Origin of the sequence: Pseudomonas sp. Leaf15 (assembly GCF_001421425.1) — a bacterium.
In the GTDB taxonomy this organism is placed as follows: domain Bacteria; phylum Pseudomonadota; class Gammaproteobacteria; order Pseudomonadales; family Pseudomonadaceae; genus Aquipseudomonas; species Aquipseudomonas salomonii.
This window is the reverse complement of the sequence record NZ_LMKI01000034.1, coordinates 388,898-407,277: the sequence shown is the minus strand read 5'-3', so window position 1 is coordinate 407,277 and position 18,380 is coordinate 388,898. Positions and strand designations below refer to the sequence as shown.

At 62.5% G+C, this 18,380-nt stretch carries 17 protein-coding genes; 13 read left to right on the top strand and 4 right to left on the bottom strand.

The window, feature by feature from the left end:
* Nucleotides 1-8: 8 nt before the first annotated feature.
* From ASE80_RS25495 to ASE80_RS25470, 6 genes are all read left to right on the top strand, one after another.
* Nucleotides 9-1,055, top strand: a complete 1,047-nt coding sequence (locus tag ASE80_RS25495) for an ornithine cyclodeaminase (RefSeq protein WP_056861356.1) — start codon at nt 9-11, stop codon at nt 1,053-1,055.
* Between the two features lie 226 nt (nt 1,056-1,281).
* Nucleotides 1,282-2,061, top strand: coding sequence for an ABC transporter substrate-binding protein (locus tag ASE80_RS25490; RefSeq protein ID WP_056861355.1), 780 nt, complete (start codon nt 1,282-1,284; stop codon nt 2,059-2,061).
* A 91-nt stretch (nt 2,062-2,152) separates the two neighbouring features.
* The gene (locus tag ASE80_RS25485; protein WP_056861354.1) at nt 2,153-2,854 is read left to right on the top strand and encodes an ABC transporter permease; all 702 of its coding nucleotides are present in this window, start codon (nt 2,153-2,155) and stop codon (nt 2,852-2,854) included.
* Complete coding sequence (locus tag ASE80_RS25480; RefSeq protein ID WP_056861353.1) at nt 2,851-3,564, top strand: ABC transporter permease; 714 nt, start codon at nt 2,851-2,853, stop codon at nt 3,562-3,564. The genes ASE80_RS25485 and ASE80_RS25480 overlap by 4 nt, the downstream gene beginning before the upstream one ends.
* 3 nt (nt 3,565-3,567) lie before the next feature.
* The gene (locus ASE80_RS25475; protein ID WP_056861352.1) at nt 3,568-4,398 is read left to right on the top strand and encodes an ABC transporter ATP-binding protein; all 831 of its coding nucleotides are present in this window, start codon (nt 3,568-3,570) and stop codon (nt 4,396-4,398) included.
* A 4-nt stretch (nt 4,399-4,402) separates the two neighbouring features.
* Complete coding sequence (locus ASE80_RS25470; RefSeq protein ID WP_056861351.1) at nt 4,403-4,900, top strand: Lrp/AsnC family transcriptional regulator; 498 nt, start codon at nt 4,403-4,405, stop codon at nt 4,898-4,900.
* Between the two features lie 521 nt (nt 4,901-5,421).
* On the opposite strand, the gene ASE80_RS25465 is transcribed toward ASE80_RS25470, so the two are convergent.
* The 4 genes from ASE80_RS25465 to ASE80_RS25450 all read right to left on the bottom strand — a co-directional run bounded on the left by ASE80_RS25465 (nt 5,422) and on the right by ASE80_RS25450 (nt 9,478).
* Nucleotides 5,422-6,255, bottom strand: coding sequence for a TIGR03915 family putative DNA repair protein (locus ASE80_RS25465; RefSeq protein WP_056861350.1), 834 nt, complete (start codon nt 6,253-6,255; stop codon nt 5,422-5,424).
* Nucleotides 6,252-7,472 carry a putative DNA modification/repair radical SAM protein gene (locus ASE80_RS25460; protein WP_056861349.1) on the bottom strand — a complete coding sequence of 407 codons (1,221 nt, stop codon included), beginning with the start codon at nt 7,470-7,472 and terminating at the stop codon, nt 6,252-6,254. The genes ASE80_RS25465 and ASE80_RS25460 overlap by 4 nt, the downstream gene beginning before the upstream one ends.
* A gap of 66 nt (nt 7,473-7,538) precedes the next feature.
* Nucleotides 7,539-8,876 carry a lysine N(6)-hydroxylase/L-ornithine N(5)-oxygenase family protein gene (locus ASE80_RS25455; protein WP_056861348.1) on the bottom strand — a complete coding sequence of 446 codons (1,338 nt, stop codon included), beginning with the start codon at nt 8,874-8,876 and terminating at the stop codon, nt 7,539-7,541.
* A gap of 119 nt (nt 8,877-8,995) precedes the next feature.
* Nucleotides 8,996-9,478, bottom strand: coding sequence for a sigma-70 family RNA polymerase sigma factor (locus ASE80_RS25450; RefSeq protein WP_056861347.1), 483 nt, complete (start codon nt 9,476-9,478; stop codon nt 8,996-8,998).
* A gap of 256 nt (nt 9,479-9,734) precedes the next feature.
* Here ASE80_RS25450 and ASE80_RS25445 point away from each other — a divergent pair, with 256 nt between their 5' ends.
* The 7 genes from ASE80_RS25445 to ASE80_RS25415 all read left to right on the top strand — a co-directional run bounded on the left by ASE80_RS25445 (nt 9,735) and on the right by ASE80_RS25415 (nt 18,380).
* A complete protein-coding gene (locus ASE80_RS25445; RefSeq protein WP_056861346.1) occupies nt 9,735-10,907 on the top strand; it encodes an efflux RND transporter periplasmic adaptor subunit in 1,173 nt (390 codons plus the stop codon).
* Nucleotide 10,908: 1 nt separating this feature from the next.
* Entirely contained in the window at nt 10,909-12,882 is a 1,974-nt protein-coding gene (locus ASE80_RS25440) for a MacB family efflux pump subunit (RefSeq protein WP_056861345.1), read from the top strand.
* Nucleotides 12,875-14,278, top strand: coding sequence for an efflux transporter outer membrane subunit (locus tag ASE80_RS25435; RefSeq protein ID WP_056861344.1), 1,404 nt, complete (start codon nt 12,875-12,877; stop codon nt 14,276-14,278). The genes ASE80_RS25440 and ASE80_RS25435 overlap by 8 nt, the downstream gene beginning before the upstream one ends.
* 100 nt (nt 14,279-14,378) lie before the next feature.
* Nucleotides 14,379-15,137 carry an alpha/beta fold hydrolase gene (locus tag ASE80_RS25430; protein WP_056861343.1) on the top strand — a complete coding sequence of 253 codons (759 nt, stop codon included), beginning with the start codon at nt 14,379-14,381 and terminating at the stop codon, nt 15,135-15,137.
* A gap of 109 nt (nt 15,138-15,246) precedes the next feature.
* Nucleotides 15,247-16,014 carry a FadR/GntR family transcriptional regulator gene (locus ASE80_RS25425; protein WP_017136273.1) on the top strand — a complete coding sequence of 256 codons (768 nt, stop codon included), beginning with the start codon at nt 15,247-15,249 and terminating at the stop codon, nt 16,012-16,014.
* Between the two features lie 245 nt (nt 16,015-16,259).
* Nucleotides 16,260-17,462, top strand: a complete 1,203-nt coding sequence (locus ASE80_RS25420) for an ABC transporter substrate-binding protein (RefSeq protein WP_056861342.1) — start codon at nt 16,260-16,262, stop codon at nt 17,460-17,462.
* Between the two features lie 57 nt (nt 17,463-17,519).
* On the top strand, nt 17,520-18,380 hold the full coding sequence (locus ASE80_RS25415) for a branched-chain amino acid ABC transporter permease (RefSeq protein ID WP_056861341.1): 861 nt from the start codon (nt 17,520-17,522) through the stop codon (nt 18,378-18,380).

Genomic DNA, 18,380 nt, shown 5'->3' with positions numbered 1-18,380 from the left:
GTCTTGCCATGACCCGTTATATCGACGTCAACGACCTCAGCTACCTGGTTTCACAAAAAGGCCTGCAAACCTGCATCAGCGAGATGGCCGAATACATCCGTGCCGACTACCTGCGCTGGCAGGACTTCGAAAAATGCGCGCGCCTGGCCAACCATTCGCCGGACGGCGTGATCGAGCTGATGCCGGTCTCCGACGCCTCGCTGTACGCCTTCAAATACGTGAACGGCCACCCGAAAAACACCCTGGCCGGCATGCTCACGGTGATGGCTTTCGGCGCCCTCGGCGATGTCGACACGGGCAAGCCGGTGCTGCTGGCAGAAATGACCCTCACCACCGCGATCCGTACCGCCGCCACCTCGGCCCTGGTGGCCCGCTACCTGGCGCGCGACAACAGCCGCAGCATGGCGTTGATCGGCAACGGCTCGCAAAGCGAGTTCCAGGCCCTGGCCTTCCACGCCATGCTCGGCATCACCGAAATCCGCCTGTTCGATATCGACGCCAAGGCTACTGCCAAGCTGGCGGCCAACCTCAAGGCGTTCCCGGCGATCAAGGTGATCCTGGCCGCCAGCGTGGCCGAAGCGGTCAAAGGCGCGGACATTGTCACCACCGTGACGGCCGACAAGGCGTACGCCACCATCCTCACCGACGACATGATCGAGCCGGGCATGCACCTGAATGCCGTGGGGGGCGACTGCCCCGGTAAAACCGAGCTGGACCGCCGCATCGTCGAGCGCGCCCGGGTGATCGTCGAGTACGAACCGCAAAGCCGCATCGAAGGTGAAATCCAGCACATGCCGCACGATTCGCCGGTGACCGAGCTGTGGCAAGTGATCAATGGCCAGCAGCCCGGCCGCGAGAACGCGCGCCAGGTCACGCTGTTCGACTCGGTGGGTTTTGCCATCGAAGACTACTCGGCCCTGCGTTACGTGCTGGACGTGGCCAAGGCGCTGGATGTGGGCAGCACACTTGAACTGGTGCCGGACCTCGCCGACCCGAAAGACCTGTTTGCGCGCCTGGCCCAACAGCCCCGCGCGCAGCACAAAAAGCGCGCTTGAAACCGCTCTGGCCTGCCGCTTTGCGCTGAGGGCGGGCCAGACTTTCATCACTGAAAAGCCGATTTCGCGGGTCAAGCAGCCGAATCCGCTGCATTGCGCTTTTTAACAGCGCAATTTGCGCTTTATGCACGGGGTAAACGACACAAAAAACGCACCACCATGAAGCATTCTCTGCTCCCAGCGATTCACCGCCCTGACATCAATTACAAAATATAGGGACTGTCACATGACTCCATTGCGATCACTCTTCGCCGCGTTGCTGTTGCCACTGTGCGCCAGCGCTGCCCACGCCCAGGATTGGAAAGAAATCCGCTTCGGCGTCTTCCCCGAATACCCACCCTTTGAGTCCGTCGCCGCCGACGGCAGCCTGCAAGGCTTTGATATCGAGCTGGGCAACGCCATCTGCGCCAAGCTCGAAGTCAAATGCACCTGGGTGCACAACGAATTCGACGGCATGATCCCGGCCCTGCGCGCGCGCAAGTTCGACGCGATCATGTCGTCCATGGCCGTGACCCCGGCGCGTGAGAAAGTCATCGACTTCAGCGACCGCCTGTTCCTCAGCCCTACCTCGGTGATCACCCGTAAAAACGCCGACTTCGGCGACACGCCGGAGTCGCTCAAAGGCAAGCAGGTGGGCGTGCTGCAAGGTTCACTGCAGGAAGCCTATGCACGTGCGCACCTGGCCAGGCTTGGCGCGCAGATCAAGGCGTACCAGTCCCAGGAGCAGAACTACGCCGACCTGCAAAACGGCCGCCTCGACGCCACCCTGACCGACAAGCTCGAAGCCCAACTCAACTTTCTGTCCAAGCCTGAAGGCGCCGACTACAAGAGCGGCCCGGCCTTCAAGGACCCGACCTTGCCGCTGGATATCGCCATGGGGCTGCGCAAGAACGACGCCGACCTGCGTGCGCTGATCAATAAAGGCATCGCCGCCGTGCAGGCCGATGGCACCTACGCGCAGATCCAGAAGAAGTACTTCGGCGATCAGGATATCTACAACGAATAGGCCCACCCCGGCGCCTGTGGGAGCTGGCTTGCCAGCTCCCACACAAGCCAGCTCCCACCGTTAATCTCTGTGCTTGATCGAGATCTCCTCAATGAACGAACTCCTCAACCTGCAAGGCTACGGCCCGATGCTGGCCCAGGGTGCCTGGATGACGCTCAAGCTGGCGTTGCTGGCGCTGACCCTGAGCCTCGCCCTGGGCCTGATCGCCGCCGGCGCCAAGCTTTCGAGCGCCAAATGGCTGCGCGTGCCCGCCACCCTGTACACCACGCTGATACGCAGCGTGCCGGACCTGGTGCTGATCCTGTTGATCTTCTACAGCCTGCAACTGTGGCTCAACGACCTGAGCGAAGTGTTCGGCTGGAATTACTTTGAAATCGACCCGTTTACCGCCGGGGTGATCACTCTGGGGTTTATCTACGGCGCGTATTTCACCGAGAACTTTCGCGGCGCGATTCTCAGTGTGCCGGCCGGGCAACTGGAAGCCGCCACCGCCTACGGCCTGAGCCGCTGGCAGCGCTTTCACCTGGTGCTGTTCCCGCAACTGATGCGCTTTGCCTTGCCGGGCCTGGGCAACAACTGGCTGGTGCTGCTCAAGTCCACGGCGCTGGTGTCGATCATTGGCCTGTCGGACCTGGTCAAGGCTGCGCAAAACGCCGGCAAGACCACCAATGAGCCCCTGTACTTCCTGATCCTCGCGGGCCTGGTGTACCTGCTGATCACCACCCTCTCCAACCGCCTCTTCAAGCGCCTCGAACGGCGCTACAACCTCGGCATCAAGGGGATGGCGCGATGATCGAACTGTTCCAGCAATACGGCCTGGCCTACCTGTTCAGCGATGGCACAGGGTTGTCCGGGGTCGCCATGACGTTGTGGCTGTTTATCATCTCGGTGGTCGCAGGTTTTGTGCTGTCGATCCCGCTGGCGCTGGCGCGCGTCTCGCAGCACGTCTGGCTGCGCTGGCCGGTGGAGGTCTACACCTATCTGTTTCGCGGCACGCCGCTGTATATCCAGTTGCTGATTTGCTACACCGGGCTGTACAGCCTGGAGGTGGTGCAGGACAACGCGCTGCTCAATCAGTTTTTCCGTAATGCGCTCAACTGCACCCTGCTGGCGTTTGTGCTCAACACCTGCGCCTACACGGTGGAAATCTTCGCCGGGGCGATCCGCAACATTCCCCACGGCGAAATCGAAGCCGCGCGTGCCTATGGCCTGCACGGCTGGCGCCTCAACCTGTTTGTGGTGGTGCCCGCCGCGCTGCGCCGTGCGCTGCCGGCCTACAGCAATGAAATGATCCTGATGTTGCACGCCACTTCGCTGGCGTTTACCGCCACCGTCGCCGATATCCTCAAGGTCGCCCGTGACGCGAATGCCGAAACGTTCCTGACGTTCCAGGCTTTTGGCATCGCCGCCCTGCTCTACATGCTGCTGTCCTTTGCACTGGTGGGCCTGTTCCGACTGGCCGAACGTCGCTGGATGCGTTTTCTTGTTCCTACCCGAGGCTAACCCATGAATCAGTCCGCGCAGGCCCTGGCCGCTTACCCTGTTGACGAACCCGTTGCCCAACCGGCAACCGCTGCGATCAAGCTTCAAGTCGAAGGCATCCACAAACGTTACGGCGACCACGAAGTGCTCAAGGGCGTGTCCCTCAACGCACGCAACGGCGACGTCATCAGCCTGATCGGCGCCAGCGGCTCGGGCAAAAGCACGATGCTGCGCTGCATCAACTTTCTCGAACAGCCGGATGCCGGGGTCATCACCCTGGACGGCATCAGCATCGAAATGCGACAGGGCCGCGCCGGCACTCGCGCGCCGCACCAGGAACAACTGCAGAATTTGCGCACGCGCCTGGCCATGGTGTTCCAGCACTTCAACCTGTGGAGCCACATGACCGTGCTGGAAAACATCACCATGGCGCCGCGCCGGGTGTTGGACGTCAGCGCGGCCGAAGCGGAAAAGCGCGCACGCCTGTATCTGGACAAGGTCGGCCTGCCCGGCCGCGTGGCCGATCAATACCCGGCGTTTCTGTCCGGCGGCCAGCAACAACGCGTGGCCATCGCACGGGCATTGGCGATGGAGCCGGAAATTATTCTGTTCGATGAACCGACCTCAGCGCTGGACCCGGAACTTGTAGGAGAAGTCCTCAAAGTCATACAGACGTTGGCCGAGGAAGGTCGTACCATGCTGATGGTCACCCACGAAATGGGCTTTGCCCGCCAGGTGTCCAGCCAAGTGCTGTTTTTGCATCAGGGCCGGGTCGAAGAACAAGGCGGCGCCGAAATTCTCGACCACCCCAACAGCGAACGCTTGCAGCAATTTCTTTCCAACCGTTTGAAGTGAACTCATGGATACCAAGGCCCACGGACCCCATTCTTCCCCCTCGCTGGACCGCATCGACGAGGCCATCATCGACGTGTTGCGTCACCAGGGGCGTATCACCTACGAAAAGCTTTCATCGCTGGTGCACCTGACACCCAGGCCGTGCCTGGAGCGGGTGCGCAAGCTGGAGCGACGCGGGGTGATCCGTGGTTATGGGGCGATCATCGATGTGCAGATGGTCTCGCCGGGGCTGTCGCTGCTGGTGCTGGTGGCCTTGTCCAATCAGAGCGGGCGCTCGGCGCAGAAGGCCTTTGAGGCGTGCGTCAAAGCCTGCCCGCAGGTGTTCGAGTGCCAACTGATCAGCGGGCCGTTCGACTACAGCCTGCGCATGCGCTGCCGGGATATGGAGCATTACCGGGTGCTGACGGAGACTTGGTTGAATAATGATGAGTTGCACATTGATAAGTTGGTGGCGCATCCGGAGTTGGCGGTGGTCAAAAACACCGCGACCGAACTGGCATAGAGCGATAGATCGTAGATCGTTCCCACGCTCCGCGTGGGAATGCATCCCGTGACGCTCCGCGTCACGGCGTCAAAGCGGACGCGGAGCGTCCAGGGCGGCATTCCCACGCAGAGCGTGGGAACGATCATCGAGCCAGCTCCCACATTTTTAAGCGTGCCCGCTTGAGATTTTCTTGCCCGGCCTGGCCCCGATCAGCTCAGAGCGTGGGAACGATCATCGAGCCAGCTCCCACATTTTTAAGCGTGCCCGCTTGAGATTTTCTTGCCCGGCCTGGCCCCGATCAGCTTCGCCTGCCCATAGATCGTTCCCACGCTCCGCGTGGGAATGCATCCAGTGACGCTCCGCGTCACGACCTCAAAGCAGACGCGGAGCGTCCAGGGCGGCATTCCCACGCAGAGCGTGGGAACGATCATCGAGCCAGCTCCCACATTTTTAAGCGTGCCCGCTTGAGATTTTCTTGCCCGGCCTGGCCCCGATCAGCTCAGAGCGTGGGAACGATCATCGAGCCAGCTCCCACATTTTTAAGCGTGCCCGCTTGAGATTTTCTTGCCCGGCCTGGCCCCGATCAGCTTCGCCTGCCCATCCTTCTGCTTGCCCGTGCGCGCCTCGCTGATCAGCCCCGGTATCAACTTGCCCTCCGGCAGATTCTTCCAGAACCGGCTGGGCAAATGCCCTTCCATCACCTTGGGGTTCAACCGCGCCGGGTTGAAGATATGGCTGTAGTAGGTCAGCCACATCGCGCTGTGGGGGTCTTCGACATTCTGCGCCAGCTGTTGCCAGGCTTCGGGGCACTGGCGTTGATGAATCAACTGCTCACCGTCGTAATACACGCCGTCCAGGGGTGTTGCGATCATCCAGCGATGGCGGCCCATGCGCCCGACAAAATGCTGGCTGGCGGACTTCAAGATGTCATGGGCCGGCTCATGCCACGCCACATACTCCGGCAGCTGTGGCCCAGCCTCCGCAGGCAGGGCAATAAACCGCACAAACGCATGCAGGTGATGGGCTTCGCGGCTGACCTGCTTGATGCGCCGTTGCAACTCACTGCCCAGCTTGTCCCCGGCCAGCATCGCGGTGCGGTCGCCGTGGCTGACACGCCACAACACCTCGTACAACAGGCTCCAGCGCTGATCACCGTGGTAACAGGCGGCCGATTCCAACAACTCCAGCAACGCCTTGGGAATGCGCGCCTGAAACGGCCCGAGCTGCTCGGGTACAGGCTCGTCCGTGGCAAACAGGTCCGCCACTTCGGCCTCGCCCCAGCTCACCTGGCTGGGGTCGACCTGATGGCTGAGCAGCCAGCGCGCCTGCTCGCGCCAGGTGCTGAAGAGGTTGTCGCATTCCAGGCTGATCATCCCCACAGCCCCATCTGTTGCGGCTGCGGTCGGTCGCGCAGTTGCTCGCGCAGCAACACGCTGGTGCTGTCCGCCTGTTGCGGATGGTAGTCGCTGGTGATGAAAAACGGCTTGGCCTTGGCCAGCACGCAGCGCATGCGGGCCAGGTCTTCGAAACGGATCTTGCGTTCGCGGCGCAGGTCGACCAGGCGCTGGGTGGTGCGCAGGCCAATGCCGGGGATACGCGCGATCAGCGTGGGTTCGGCGCGGTTCAGGTCCAATGGGAACACCTCGCGGTGCTCCAGCGCCCAGGCCAGCTTGGGGTCGATATCCAGGGCCAGATGGCCTGGGCCTTCGAACAGTTCATTGGCGCTGAAACCGTAACTGCGCAGCAGAAAGTCGGCCTGGTACAGGCGGTGTTCACGCATCAGCGGCGGCGCGGCCAGCGGCACACTTTTGGGGCTGTTGGGAATGGGGCTGAACGCCGAGTAATACACGCGCCGCAGCTTGTAGTTGCCATACAGCGCCTCGGCACCATGCAGGATGGTGCTGTCGTCGGTGTCATCGGCGCCGACGATCATCTGCGTGCTCTGCCCCGCCGGTGCAAAACGCGGTGCGCGCGGCTCGTTGAACACCGTCTGCTCGCCGGTGTAGATGGTCTGCATGGCTTGCTTGATCGAGCCGATCTGCTTCTCCGGCGCCAGGGTTTGCAGGCTGGCGTCGGTGGGCAACTCGATGTTCACGCTGAGGCGATCGGCATAACGCCCGGCTTCGGCGATCAGCGCAGGGTCGGCTTCGGGAATGGTCTTGAGGTGGATGTAACCGCGAAAGTCATGCTCTTCGCGCAACAGTTTGGCGACCCGAACCAACTGCTCCATGGTGTAGTCGGCCGAACGAATGATGCCGGAGCTCAGAAACAGCCCGCTGACGCAATTGCGTTTGTAAAAGTCCAGGGTCAGGGTGACCACCTCCTCCGGGCTGAAACGCGCACGGGGCACGTCGCTGGAGCGGCGGTTGACGCAGTATTGGCAGTCGTACAGGCAGAAGTTGGTGAGCAATACCTTGAGCAACGACACGCAACGCCCGTCCGGCGTGTAGCTGTGGCAAATGCCCATGCCATCGGTAGAACCCAGCCCGGCCTTGCCCTCGGAGCTGCGCTTGGGCGCACCACTGCTGGCGCAGGAGGCGTCGTACTTGGCGGCGTCGGCGAGGATGCTGAGTTTTTCGATCAACTGCATGAAGGGCTACCGATACTGGTTTTTTGTACAGTATCAGGCAGCCCCACATGTCACAAGTACAGCTTGTCAGCTGGCGGTGGCCAGCAGCAAATCCTGCACCGAGCGCGCTTTGCCACGGTGACGATCGTTTTCATACAGCGAGGCGGCAATCTCATCGGCCCGAATCGGCAGTACCGACAGCAAGGTGTCGCTCAACCCATGGCTGGCCTGGCTGAAGCCCTGGATATAGATACCGGCCTTGCAGCGCTCGTCGGTGACGATCCGATAGTCGCGGGCCACTTCGAAGTCGCCCATATAGGCTTGCAGGGGCGCCAGCAGCTCGCGGTGCATCTGGCGCTCGTAGCCGGTGGCCAGGATCACAGCGTCGTAATGGCTGACGCTGGTGTCGCCGTTGGCGTTGTTGCGCAGCACCAGTTCGATGCCCAGCGGCCCGGCCGTGGCTTTCTCGACCACGGTCATGGTGCGGAAGGCCTGGCGGTTGATACCGGAGACTTTCTGGCGGTAGAAAATCCCGTAGATGCGCTCGATCAGGTCCAGGTCGACCACCGAATAGTTGGTGTTCTGGTACTCGGCCACCAGGCGCTCACGCTCGGCGCCGACTTGCTGGAACACCAGGTCGGTAAAGGCCGGCGAGAACACTTCGTTGACGAACGGGCTGTCATCCGCCGGTTTGAGCGCCGAACCGCGCAGGATCATGTCCACCTGCACCGACGGGAAGCTGTCGTTGAGGTCGATAAAGGCTTCGGCCGCGCTCTGCCCGCCGCCGATGATGGCAATGCGCATAGGCTTGCCCTCCACGCACGGCTGCCGGGCCATGCGTTCGAGGTACTGGGAATGGTGGAACACCCGGCCGTCATCCCTGAGCGCGCTGAACGCTTCCGGCACGCGTGGCGTGCCGCCGGCGCTGACCACCACCGAGCGGGTGGTGCGCACATGCTGTTCGCCCTGGGCGTCACGGGAGATCACGCGCAACGCTTCAACCTGCTGCTGGTGCAGGATCGGCTCGATGGCCAGCACTTCCTCGCCATACCGCGCCTGAGCCTGGAACTGCACGGCGACCCAGCGCAGGTAGTCGTTGTACTCCATGCGGCAGGGGTAAAAGGTGCCCAGGTTAATGAAATCCACCAGGCGGTCGTGGGCCTTCAGGTAATTGACGAACGAGTAAGGGCTGGTGGGGTTGCGCAGCGTCACCAGATCCTTGAGGAACGAAATCTGCAGTTCGCTCTGGGTCACCAGGGTATTGCCGTGCCAGCGGTAGTCGGCCTGCTTGTCGAGAAACACCACGTCCAGTTTGCCCTGGGCTTTTTCACGCTCCTGCAGGGCGATGGCCAGCGCCAGGTTCGAAGGGCCGAAACCGATCCCGATCAGGTCGTGAACCGCGGGCGAAGCAATTGCCTGTGTCATTCCAGTGTCCTCTGGATAAGCCCCTTGGCGGTGGGGCGGGAATACCTGCAAAGCCTGAACAACAGGCCATGTGTTGATAGGAAACGAGGACAATGAAATAAAATTTAACTAATCTGCGATCAGTGCGCGTCCCACTCGCGCATGCGCACCCGGCAATGCTTCATGGCATTAACGATATGTTTTTCCACCAGGCTGCGGGAAATGCTCAGGCGTTCGGCGATTTGCAGGTGAGAAAGGCCGTCGAGCTTGCGCAATAGGAAGCTGTCGCGGCAGGCGCTGGGCAGCTCCGCCAGGGCACGCTCGAGCAGGGCCAGGCGCTGGGCCTGATCGTGACTGGCGTGGGGCGAACAGGTGGCGAAGCGCTCTTCACTGTCCAGCACCTCCAGGGGCTCGGATTGGCGCAAGGCATTGCGCCGATGGCCGTCGATCACCAGGTTCAGCGCGGTACGGTACAAAAATGCGCGCGGCTGTTCGATCGGCGTATCGCTGGCGCGCTCCAGCACCCGCACATAGGCGTCATGCACCACATCTTCGGCCACCTGACGGTTGCCCAGCTTGGCGTTGAGGAAACACACCAGCTCGCGATAGTAGTTTTCCAACATGACTCCCGACCGTCCTGGGGGGACGGCATCTGATCCTTGAGTGCTAACGACGACAGGCCATGGATGATGGCAGTTTGAGTGCGTGCAATTTATAGTAATTCTCATCTACTTTTAAAGAAGTCTTGCATCAACCGTCGATTTTTTTATTCGACAGAGCTGTTACTACCTGTGTAAGCGCCTAAATTGTCGGGCAATTTCCTCGTATAACTGTCAGCCCTCCGCAACTGCGGCCCCTATTCCCGGCTGGACACAACGCATGAAACGCCCTCGCCCCGCCCGACGCGCCCTGCTGGTTGTCGCGTGCCTGATTCCCATCGCTGCGCTGGCGGCCTGGCAGATACTGCCGCCGGGCCGCGACAGCCTCGCCACCGTCACCGTCACCCGTGGCAATATCGAAAACAGCGTCACGGCGCTGGGCACCCTGCAACCACGCCGCTATGTCGACGTGGGCGCACAGGCATCCGGGCAAATCCGCAAAATCCATGTCGAGGCCGGTGACCAGGTCAAAGAAGGCCAGTTGCTGGTAGAAATCGACCCCGCCACGCAACAGGCCAAGCTCGACGCCAGCCGCTATGCCATCGACAACCTCAAGGCCCAGTTGCAGGAGCAAAAAGCCCAGCACGAACTGGCGCGCCAAAAGTACCAGCGCCAGCAACGCCTGGTGGCCGGTAACGCCACCCGCGAAGAAGACGTGCAAACCGCCAAGGCCGAGCTGAGCGCCACCCAGGCACGGGTCGACATGTTCCAGGCGCAGATCCGCCAGGCCCAGGCCAGCCTGCGCAGCGACGAGGCCGAACTGGGCTATACCCGCATCTTCGCGCCGATGAGCGGCACGGTGGTGGCGGTAGATGCGCGCGTCGGCCAGACCCTCAACGCCCAGCAGCAAACCCCGCTGATCCTGCGCATCGCCAAGCTGTCGCCGATGACTGTATGGGCCGAGGTTTCCGAAGCCGATATCGGTCACGTCAAACCCGGCATGACGGCCTATTTCACCACGCTCAGCGGCGGCGGCCGGCGCTGGACCAGCACCGTGCGCCAGATCCTGCCGATCCCGCCCAAACCCCTGAATGAAACCAGCCAGGGCAACGGCAGCCCCAACAGCACCAGCAAAAGCGGCAGCGGCCGCGTGGTGCTGTACACGGTGCTGCTGGATGTGGACAACGCCGACAATGCCCTGATGGCCGAAATGACCACCCAGGTGTTTTTTGTCGCAAGCCAGGTCAAGGATGTGCTCACCGTGCCGGTCGCGGCCTTGCTCGGCAGCCACGGCACCGACAAGCAAACCGCCCGCGTGGTGGCAAAAAACGGCTCGATCGAAGCGCGCGACGTGCGCCTGGGCATCAGTGACCGTTTGCGCGTCGAAGTGCTGGACGGCCTCAGCGAGGGCGATCACGTGTTGATCGGCCCAGCCGACGGCAACGGGGGTTGAGTTGACCACGCCGCTGATCGAACTCAAGAACATCCGCAAATCCTACGGCGGCGGCGACAGCCCGCAGGTCGACGTGCTGCGCGGGATCGACCTGTCGATCCATGCCGGGGAATTCGTCGCCATCGTCGGCGCCTCCGGCTCCGGCAAATCCACGTTGATGAACATCCTCGGCTGCCTCGACCGCCCTTCCGAGGGTGACTACCTGTTCGCCGGCGAAAACGTCGCGCACCTGGGCAGCGACGAACTGGCCTGGCTGCGCCGCGAAGCCTTTGGTTTTGTGTTCCAGGGCTACCACCTGATTCCGTCCGGTTCGGCCCAGGAAAACGTCGAGATGCCGGCGATCTATGCCGGTATCAGCGCCACCGAGCGACATGCCCGAGCCAAAGCCCTGCTCACGCGCCTGGGCCTGGCCGACCGCACCGCCAACCGCCCGCACCAACTTTCCGGCGGTCAGCAGCAACGGGTGTCGATCGCGCGCGCGCTGATGAACGGCGGGCATATCATCCTAGCCGACGAACCCACCGGCGCCCTCGACAGCCACAGCGGCGCCGAGGTGATGACCCTGCTGGACGAACTGGCGAACCAGGGCCATGTGGTGATCCTGATTACCCACGACCGCGAAGTGGCGGCGCGGGCCAACCGCATCATCGAGATCCGCGACGGCCTGATCATCAGCGACTCGGCGCACAGTGACACCCATGTGCCGGTCACCGCCAACAGCGACGCGCTGCAAGCCGTCGACCTGCGCCAGCGCCTGGCCGACGGTGCCGAGCACAATGGTGCCTGGAAAGCCGAACTGCTCGATGCCATACGCGCAGCCTGGCGGGTGATGTGGATCAATCGTTTTCGCACCGCGCTGACGCTGCTGGGAATCGTGATTGGCGTGGCGTCCGTGGTGGTGATGCTGGCCGTCGGCGAAGGCAGCAAGCGCCAGGTGATGGCGCAGATGGGCGCGTTCGGCTCCAATATCATTTACCTCAGCGGCTCCTCGCCCAACCCGCGCACGCCGCCGGGTATCGTGACCCTCAACGATGTCGCGGCACTGGCGATGTTGCCCCAGGTCAAGCGCATCATGCCGGTCAACGGCAACGACGCCGGGGTTCGTTTCGGCAACCTGGACTACCTGGCCTATGTGGGTGGCAACGACGTCAACTTCCCCGACATTTTCAATTGGCCGGTGGTCGAAGGCAGCTATTTCACCCAGGAAGACGAGCGCGTCGGCGCGACCGTCGCGGTGATCGGCCACCGTATCCGCGAAAAGCTGTTCAAAAACGTCGCCAGCCCCATCGGCCAATACATCCTGATCGAAAACGTGCCCTTCCAGGTCATTGGCGTGCTCGCCGAAAAAGGCTCCGCCTCCGGCAATAAAGACAGCGATGACCGCGTAGCGATCCCCTACACCGCCGCCAGCGTGCGCCTGTTCGGCACGTACAACCCCGAATACGTGGCGATCGCCGCCGCCGATGCACGCAAGGTCCATGAGGCTGAAATGGCCATTGATCAGCTGATGCTCAAGCTGCACAACGGTAAGCGTGACTACCAGTTGACCAACAACGCCGCGATGATCCAGGCCGAAGCCCGCACGGCCAACACGCTGTCGCTGATGCTCGGTTCGATTGCGGCGATTTCCCTGCTGGTGGGCGGGATCGGTGTGATGAACATCATGCTGATGACGGTGCGTGAACGCACCCGCGAAATCGGCATTCGCATGGCCACCGGCGCGCGCCAGCGCGACATCCTGCGCCAGTTCCTCACCGAGGCGGTGATGCTCTCGGTGGTCGGCGGCCTGTTCGGCATCGCCCTCGCGCTGCTGGTGGGCGGCGTGCTGATACTGGCCGAGGTGGCGGTGCAATTTTCCCTGGTGGCGGTGTTTGGCGCGTTTGGCTGTGCGCTGGTCACCGGTGTCGTATTCGGCTTTATGCCGGCCCGTAAAGCTGCCCGGCTCGATCCGGTTAAGGCGTTGACCAGTGAATAAACGATCTTCCCTGCTGGGCGTGTGCCTGTTGCTCAACGCCTGCACCGGCAACCCGCCGAGTGTCGACAGCGGCCTCGCGGCGCCGCCCGCCTGGCAGTACGCCGAACGCGATGCCACCCAGGCGACCAACCAACGCTGGTGGACACACTTCGCCAGCCCGCCGCTCAACCGCCTGATCGACCAGGCACGACGCGACAGTTATGACGTGGCCGCCGCCATGGCACGGGTGCGCCAGGCCCAGGCGAGTGCGGTGATTGCCGGTGCGCCGTTGCTGCCTGAGGTCAAGTTCAACCTCACCGCCAGCCGTGAAAAGCTGCTGCGCGGCAGTGGCAATGCCTCGTTGGACGCCACCGACAGCAACAAGACCGTCGACAGTTTCGGTGCCAACCTCACCGCCAGCTATGAACTGGACTTCTGGGGCGGCCGCGTTGCCGCCCGCGACAGCGCCCTGCAAAGCCTGCGCGCCAGTGAGTTCGACCAGGCCACCGTGGAACTGACCCTGCTCAGCAACGTCGCCGACCGCTACGCGCAAACCCTCGCCGCGCAGCAACGCCAGCAGATCGCCGAGCTGAACCTGGCGAATGCGCGCAGTGTGCTGAACCTGGTGCAAACCCGCTACGACGCAGGCGCAGCCACCGCCCTGGAGCTGGCCCAACAGAAAAGCCTGGTGGCCGGCCAACAACGGCAATTGCCGCTGATTGCGCAAGTGGCCGAAGAATCGCGGATCACCCTCGCCGCCCTGCTCGGTCAACCCGTACAAGCCCTGGACCTGGGCACCGAGCCGTTCCAGGCGCTGACCTGGCCAACCATTGGCCCCGGCGTGCCGAGCCAATTGCTCAGCCGCCGCCCCGACCTGGCCCGCGCCGAGGCGCAACTGGCGGCGGCCAGTGCCGACGTCACCGTGGCACGCGCGGCGATGCTGCCCAGCGTGACCTTGGGCGCGACAGTCGGCTCCGGCGCCTATAAGGCCGAAGACATCCTGCGCAGCCCGTTCTACAACCTGACCTCGGGGCTGGTGGCGCCGATCTTCAACAATGGCCGTTTAAGCGCCGAGCGCGACAAGGCCCGCGCCCGCCAGGACGAGCTGCTGCAAACCTATCGCGGCGCCATCATCAACGGCTTTGCCGATGTGGAGAAAGCCCTCAGCAGCATCACGCGCCTGGACCAGCAACGCCAATGGCAGGCCGAAGAACTGCAACAGGCCCAAGCCGCCTTCCAGATCTCCGAGAGCCGCTACCAGGCAGGCGCCGAGGACTTGCTGACGGTGCTGGAAACCCAACGCACCTTGTACGCCGCCCAGGACTTGAACGTGCAGCTGCGGCTGTCACGGCTGCAAGCCAGCATTGCCTTGTACAAAGCGCTGGGCGGCGGCTGGAATACGGAACTCCGACAATAAAACTGTAAACTCCTACACAAAGCGTTTATTCGCCCTACATTCTTTGACCCTGGGTCCTTGGTAAAAAAGCCGCCCTCACACGGCAGCCCGGACCCTCTTGATGAAACCCAGCGTTCTGGTAAAAAACCTGGCGTGTATCGGCCTCTGGCTGGTCGCGAGCCAGGCGTTGGCCGAGCCGCTGATCGCGCCCACCGCGATCGACTGGCTGCTGGATTGCCCCTTCCCCGCCCAGGAGCGGCCAGACCCCGAGGTGCTGGAACGCACCCAATGCGCCAGTGTGAGCGTGCCACGCGATCATGCCGCGCCCAAACGCGGCAGCGTGCGCCTGGCCCTGACCCGCGTGGGCGCCCGCCAGCCGCTCAGCCGTGAAGGTGTTGTGTTTATCCAGGGCGGCGAGCCGCCAAACAGCCAGGGCGCAACCTTCGCCCTGCACCTGACCAGCCGCTGGGAGTCCTATTCAACCCAGGCCTATCGCACCCTGACCAACCGCTATGACGTGATCGAACTGAGCCCCCGTGACCTGAGCCAGGCCAATGGCGTTGAGCAAGCGGCGCGCGACATGGAGTATGTGCGCGCCCAACTCGGCGAGGCCCAACTCAATTACCTCGGCAACGCCCAGGCCACCCGCCTTGGCAGTCGTTATGCCGCGCTGTTTCCCGAGCGCGTCGCACGCATGGTGCTGGTCAATGCCGAGCAGGCCGAGCCGGTCGCCGCCGGCATCGAGCAATTGCTGCTCAAGGAGCCGGCCCGCCCTGGCACCGGCGCCGGGTGCATCAACCGCTGGGTCGGCGATTTTCTCGTATTCGGCAAACAGCCGCCTGCTTCCACACGCTGCCTCGACCTCGGCAGCTGGGAATAACCCGCGCATTTGCGACCACTTCAGGCCGAAAACGACACCTCGCGTTGACGCTCCGGCTCAATCGTTATTAAGTGCTATTAATCCGCATTAATAGGATCAATAGAACAGCATGCTCAGCCGCCCGCTACGACGCAAACGCCAGAAGCTTTCCGATGTGATTGTCGAGTCGGTCAAACGCTCGATCGTCACCGATGCGCTCAAGCCCGGCGACCGCCTGCCTACCGAGCGCGAGTTGATGGAAAGTTTCCAGTGCTCCAAAGGCTCGGCCCGTGAAGCGCTCAAGGCCCTGGAGGTGGAAGGCTTGGTGAGCACACGCACCGGCCCCAGTGGTGGCGCGTACCTGAACCAGGCCGGCACAGAACCGGCCAGCCGCGCGTTGCGTAACTACCTGCACTTCCAGCACCTGGATGGCGAGCAGGTGTACCAACTGCGCAAGGTCATCGAGGTAGAACTGGCAGTGTCGGTGCTGGGGCGCTTGAGCGAAGACGACTATCAAGCCCTGCAAGACAACGTGGATTTTTGCAGCGCCCCCGAAGACAGCGAAGCCGGCCAACGCGAACAGCGCCTGGCCGAGTTGGAGTTTCACAACCTGCTGGCCAAGGCCTGCCCCAACCCGCTGCTGAGTTTTATGGCGCAGTTTCTCAACGACCTGCTGCGCGACCTGGTGGTGCTGAAAAAAGCCTACAAGCCCAAGCGCAAACAGTTTGACGCGGCCAACCTGGACTATCACAAGCAGTTGCTGCTGGCCTTTCGCGCCGGGGATGAAACTGCCGTGCGTAACCTGATGCATGAACATATGTGCGACGCCGAACACCACATGACGGCGCTGGAAGGCGAGGTCAGCCCGCACTTTTTGCTGGAGTTTGATCACTCTTAAGAACACCCAGGATCCCAAACTGCACACCCATTCCATGTGGGAGCTGGCTTGCCTGCGATGCAGACACCTCGGTGTATCAGTTGAACCTGGCTGATGCCATCGCAGGCAAGCCAGCTCCCACATTTTGACCCAGTTTCAACCGCTAGACCGTTTCACCCAATTCAATAACAGGCCTGCCCACAGGCCCTTGCTCCACCGTATCGCCCTTGCCGCTCCTGCCAATAACTAAACCAGGGAGTCACCCCATGCAGCGTCGTACGTTGTTGAAAGCCAGTCTTACCGCCGCCGCCGCGCTCAGCCTTCCGCTGAGTGTGCGCTCTGCATTCGCCGCCGAGCCTTTTACCTTTTACGGCCTCAAGTCCATGTCCGGCGCGTTTGCCAGCTATGGCAAGTTTGCCGACATGGGTTCGCGCCTGGCGGTGGAACAGCACCCCGAGATTCTCGGTCGCCCGCTCAACTACAAGGTCATCGACACCGAAGGCAATGCCGGCAAAGCCGTGCGCAAGGTCCAGGAGGCGATCCAGCAGGACGGCGCACGGTTCTTCCAGGGCTGCACGCTGTCGTCCTCGGCGCTGGCGGTGGCCAAGGAAGTCGACAAGGTCGGCGGCGTGTTCATGACCCCGGTAGGCGCCGATGAAGTCACCGGCAAAGACTGCAACAAGGCGACCTTCCGCTGGTCGGTGCCCACCTACGGCGCGATCCGCGAAACGATGTTGCCGCTGATCAAGCTGCTGCCCGACGCCAAGCGCTGGTACACCATTACGCCGCAATACGTGTTTGGCGAAGCCTTGCTCGAAGGCGCAAAAACCGTGCTCAAGGACAATGGCCTGGAACATGTTGGCAACAGCTACCACTCGCTGCAGGAACAGGAATTCTCCGGCTACCTGACCAACGCCATCGCCGCCAGGCCCGATGTACTGGTGCTGCTCAACTTCGGCAGCCAGTCGTCCAACACCCTGCGCCAGGCGGTGAACTTCGGGATCAAGGAGCGCATGAAAGTGCTGCTGGTATGGTCCGCCGGGCTCGACCAGTTCCAGGAACTGGGCAGCGACGTGCTCGAAGGCGTGTACCTCGGCGCCCAGTATTGGCACCAGGTCGACACCCCGCTCAACCGTGAACTGGTCAAGCTCACCCAGGCCAAATACGGCATCAACCCCACCTACCCGCTGGCGGCTGATTACATCAGCACCAAAGTCATGCTGGAAACCATCATCAGCACCGGCAACTTCGACGGCCCGACCGTGGCCAAAGCCCTGCAAGGCTTGAGCTACGAAGGCCCGACCGGCAAGGAGTCAATCCGCGCCGGAGACCATCAGGTGATCAAGGATTACTACCTGCTGATCGGCAAAGCCGCCGGCGACATGGCCGACAAGGACGACCTGGCCAAGGTGCTCAGCGCCGGGCAATCGTTCCCGCCGGTCGAGGCGACGGGCTGCACGCTCGCCTGATCCTCTGAATTGCTTAGCGCAGGGCCGCGCGAGCGGCTGCCTGCCGAGGGTTTCTGCATGCTTAATCTTTACCTGTTCCAGATCCTCAACGGCCTAGGGTTGGGGATGATCTACTTCCTGATTGCGGTCGGGTTGACGATCATTTTCGGCCTGCTCAACTTCGTCAACTTCGCCCACGGCGCATTCTTTCTGCTGGGTGCGTATATCTGCTACACCGCCGTGAGCCTCACCGGCAACTTCTGGCTGGCGCTGCTCATTGCACCGCTGGTGGTGGCCGCGCTGGCGTGGGTGATCGAGCGACTATTGATCCAGCGGATTTACCACTTGCCGCACATGTTCCAGATCCTGGTAACCCTGGGGATCGCGCTGATCATCCAGGAAGCCAGTGTGATGATCTGGGGCCCGGTGGGCAAAAGCGTCGCCGTGCCGGAACTGCTGCGCGGGGTGCTGGTGGTGGGTGACTTCGTCTACCCCTACTACCGCCTGTTCCTCATCGTGTTTTCCGCGCTGATCGGCCTGGCCTTGTGGCTGCTGCTGGAGCGCACGCGCTTCGGCGCCCTGGTACGCGCCGGCAGTGAAAGCACCGAAACCGTGTCGCTGCTGGGCACCAATATCTTCCGTCTGTTTTCCATGACCTTTGCCCTCGGCGTGGCCCTGGCCGGTGTTGCGGGTGTGCTGTTTGCGCCCTTGCGCGGCGCGCAACCCTTTGTCGGCCCGGAGATCCTCGGCGTGGCCTTCGTGGTGGTGGTGATCGGCGGCATGGGCTCGTTCAGCGGTGCGCTGGTCGGCGGTTTACTGGTGGGCGTGGTGCAAAGCCTGATGACCACACTCTGGCCCCAAGGCGCGAGCCTGATGATCTACGGCGCAATGGCCGTGGTGATTCTGGTACGCCCTTACGGCCTGTTCGGGAGAGCCTGA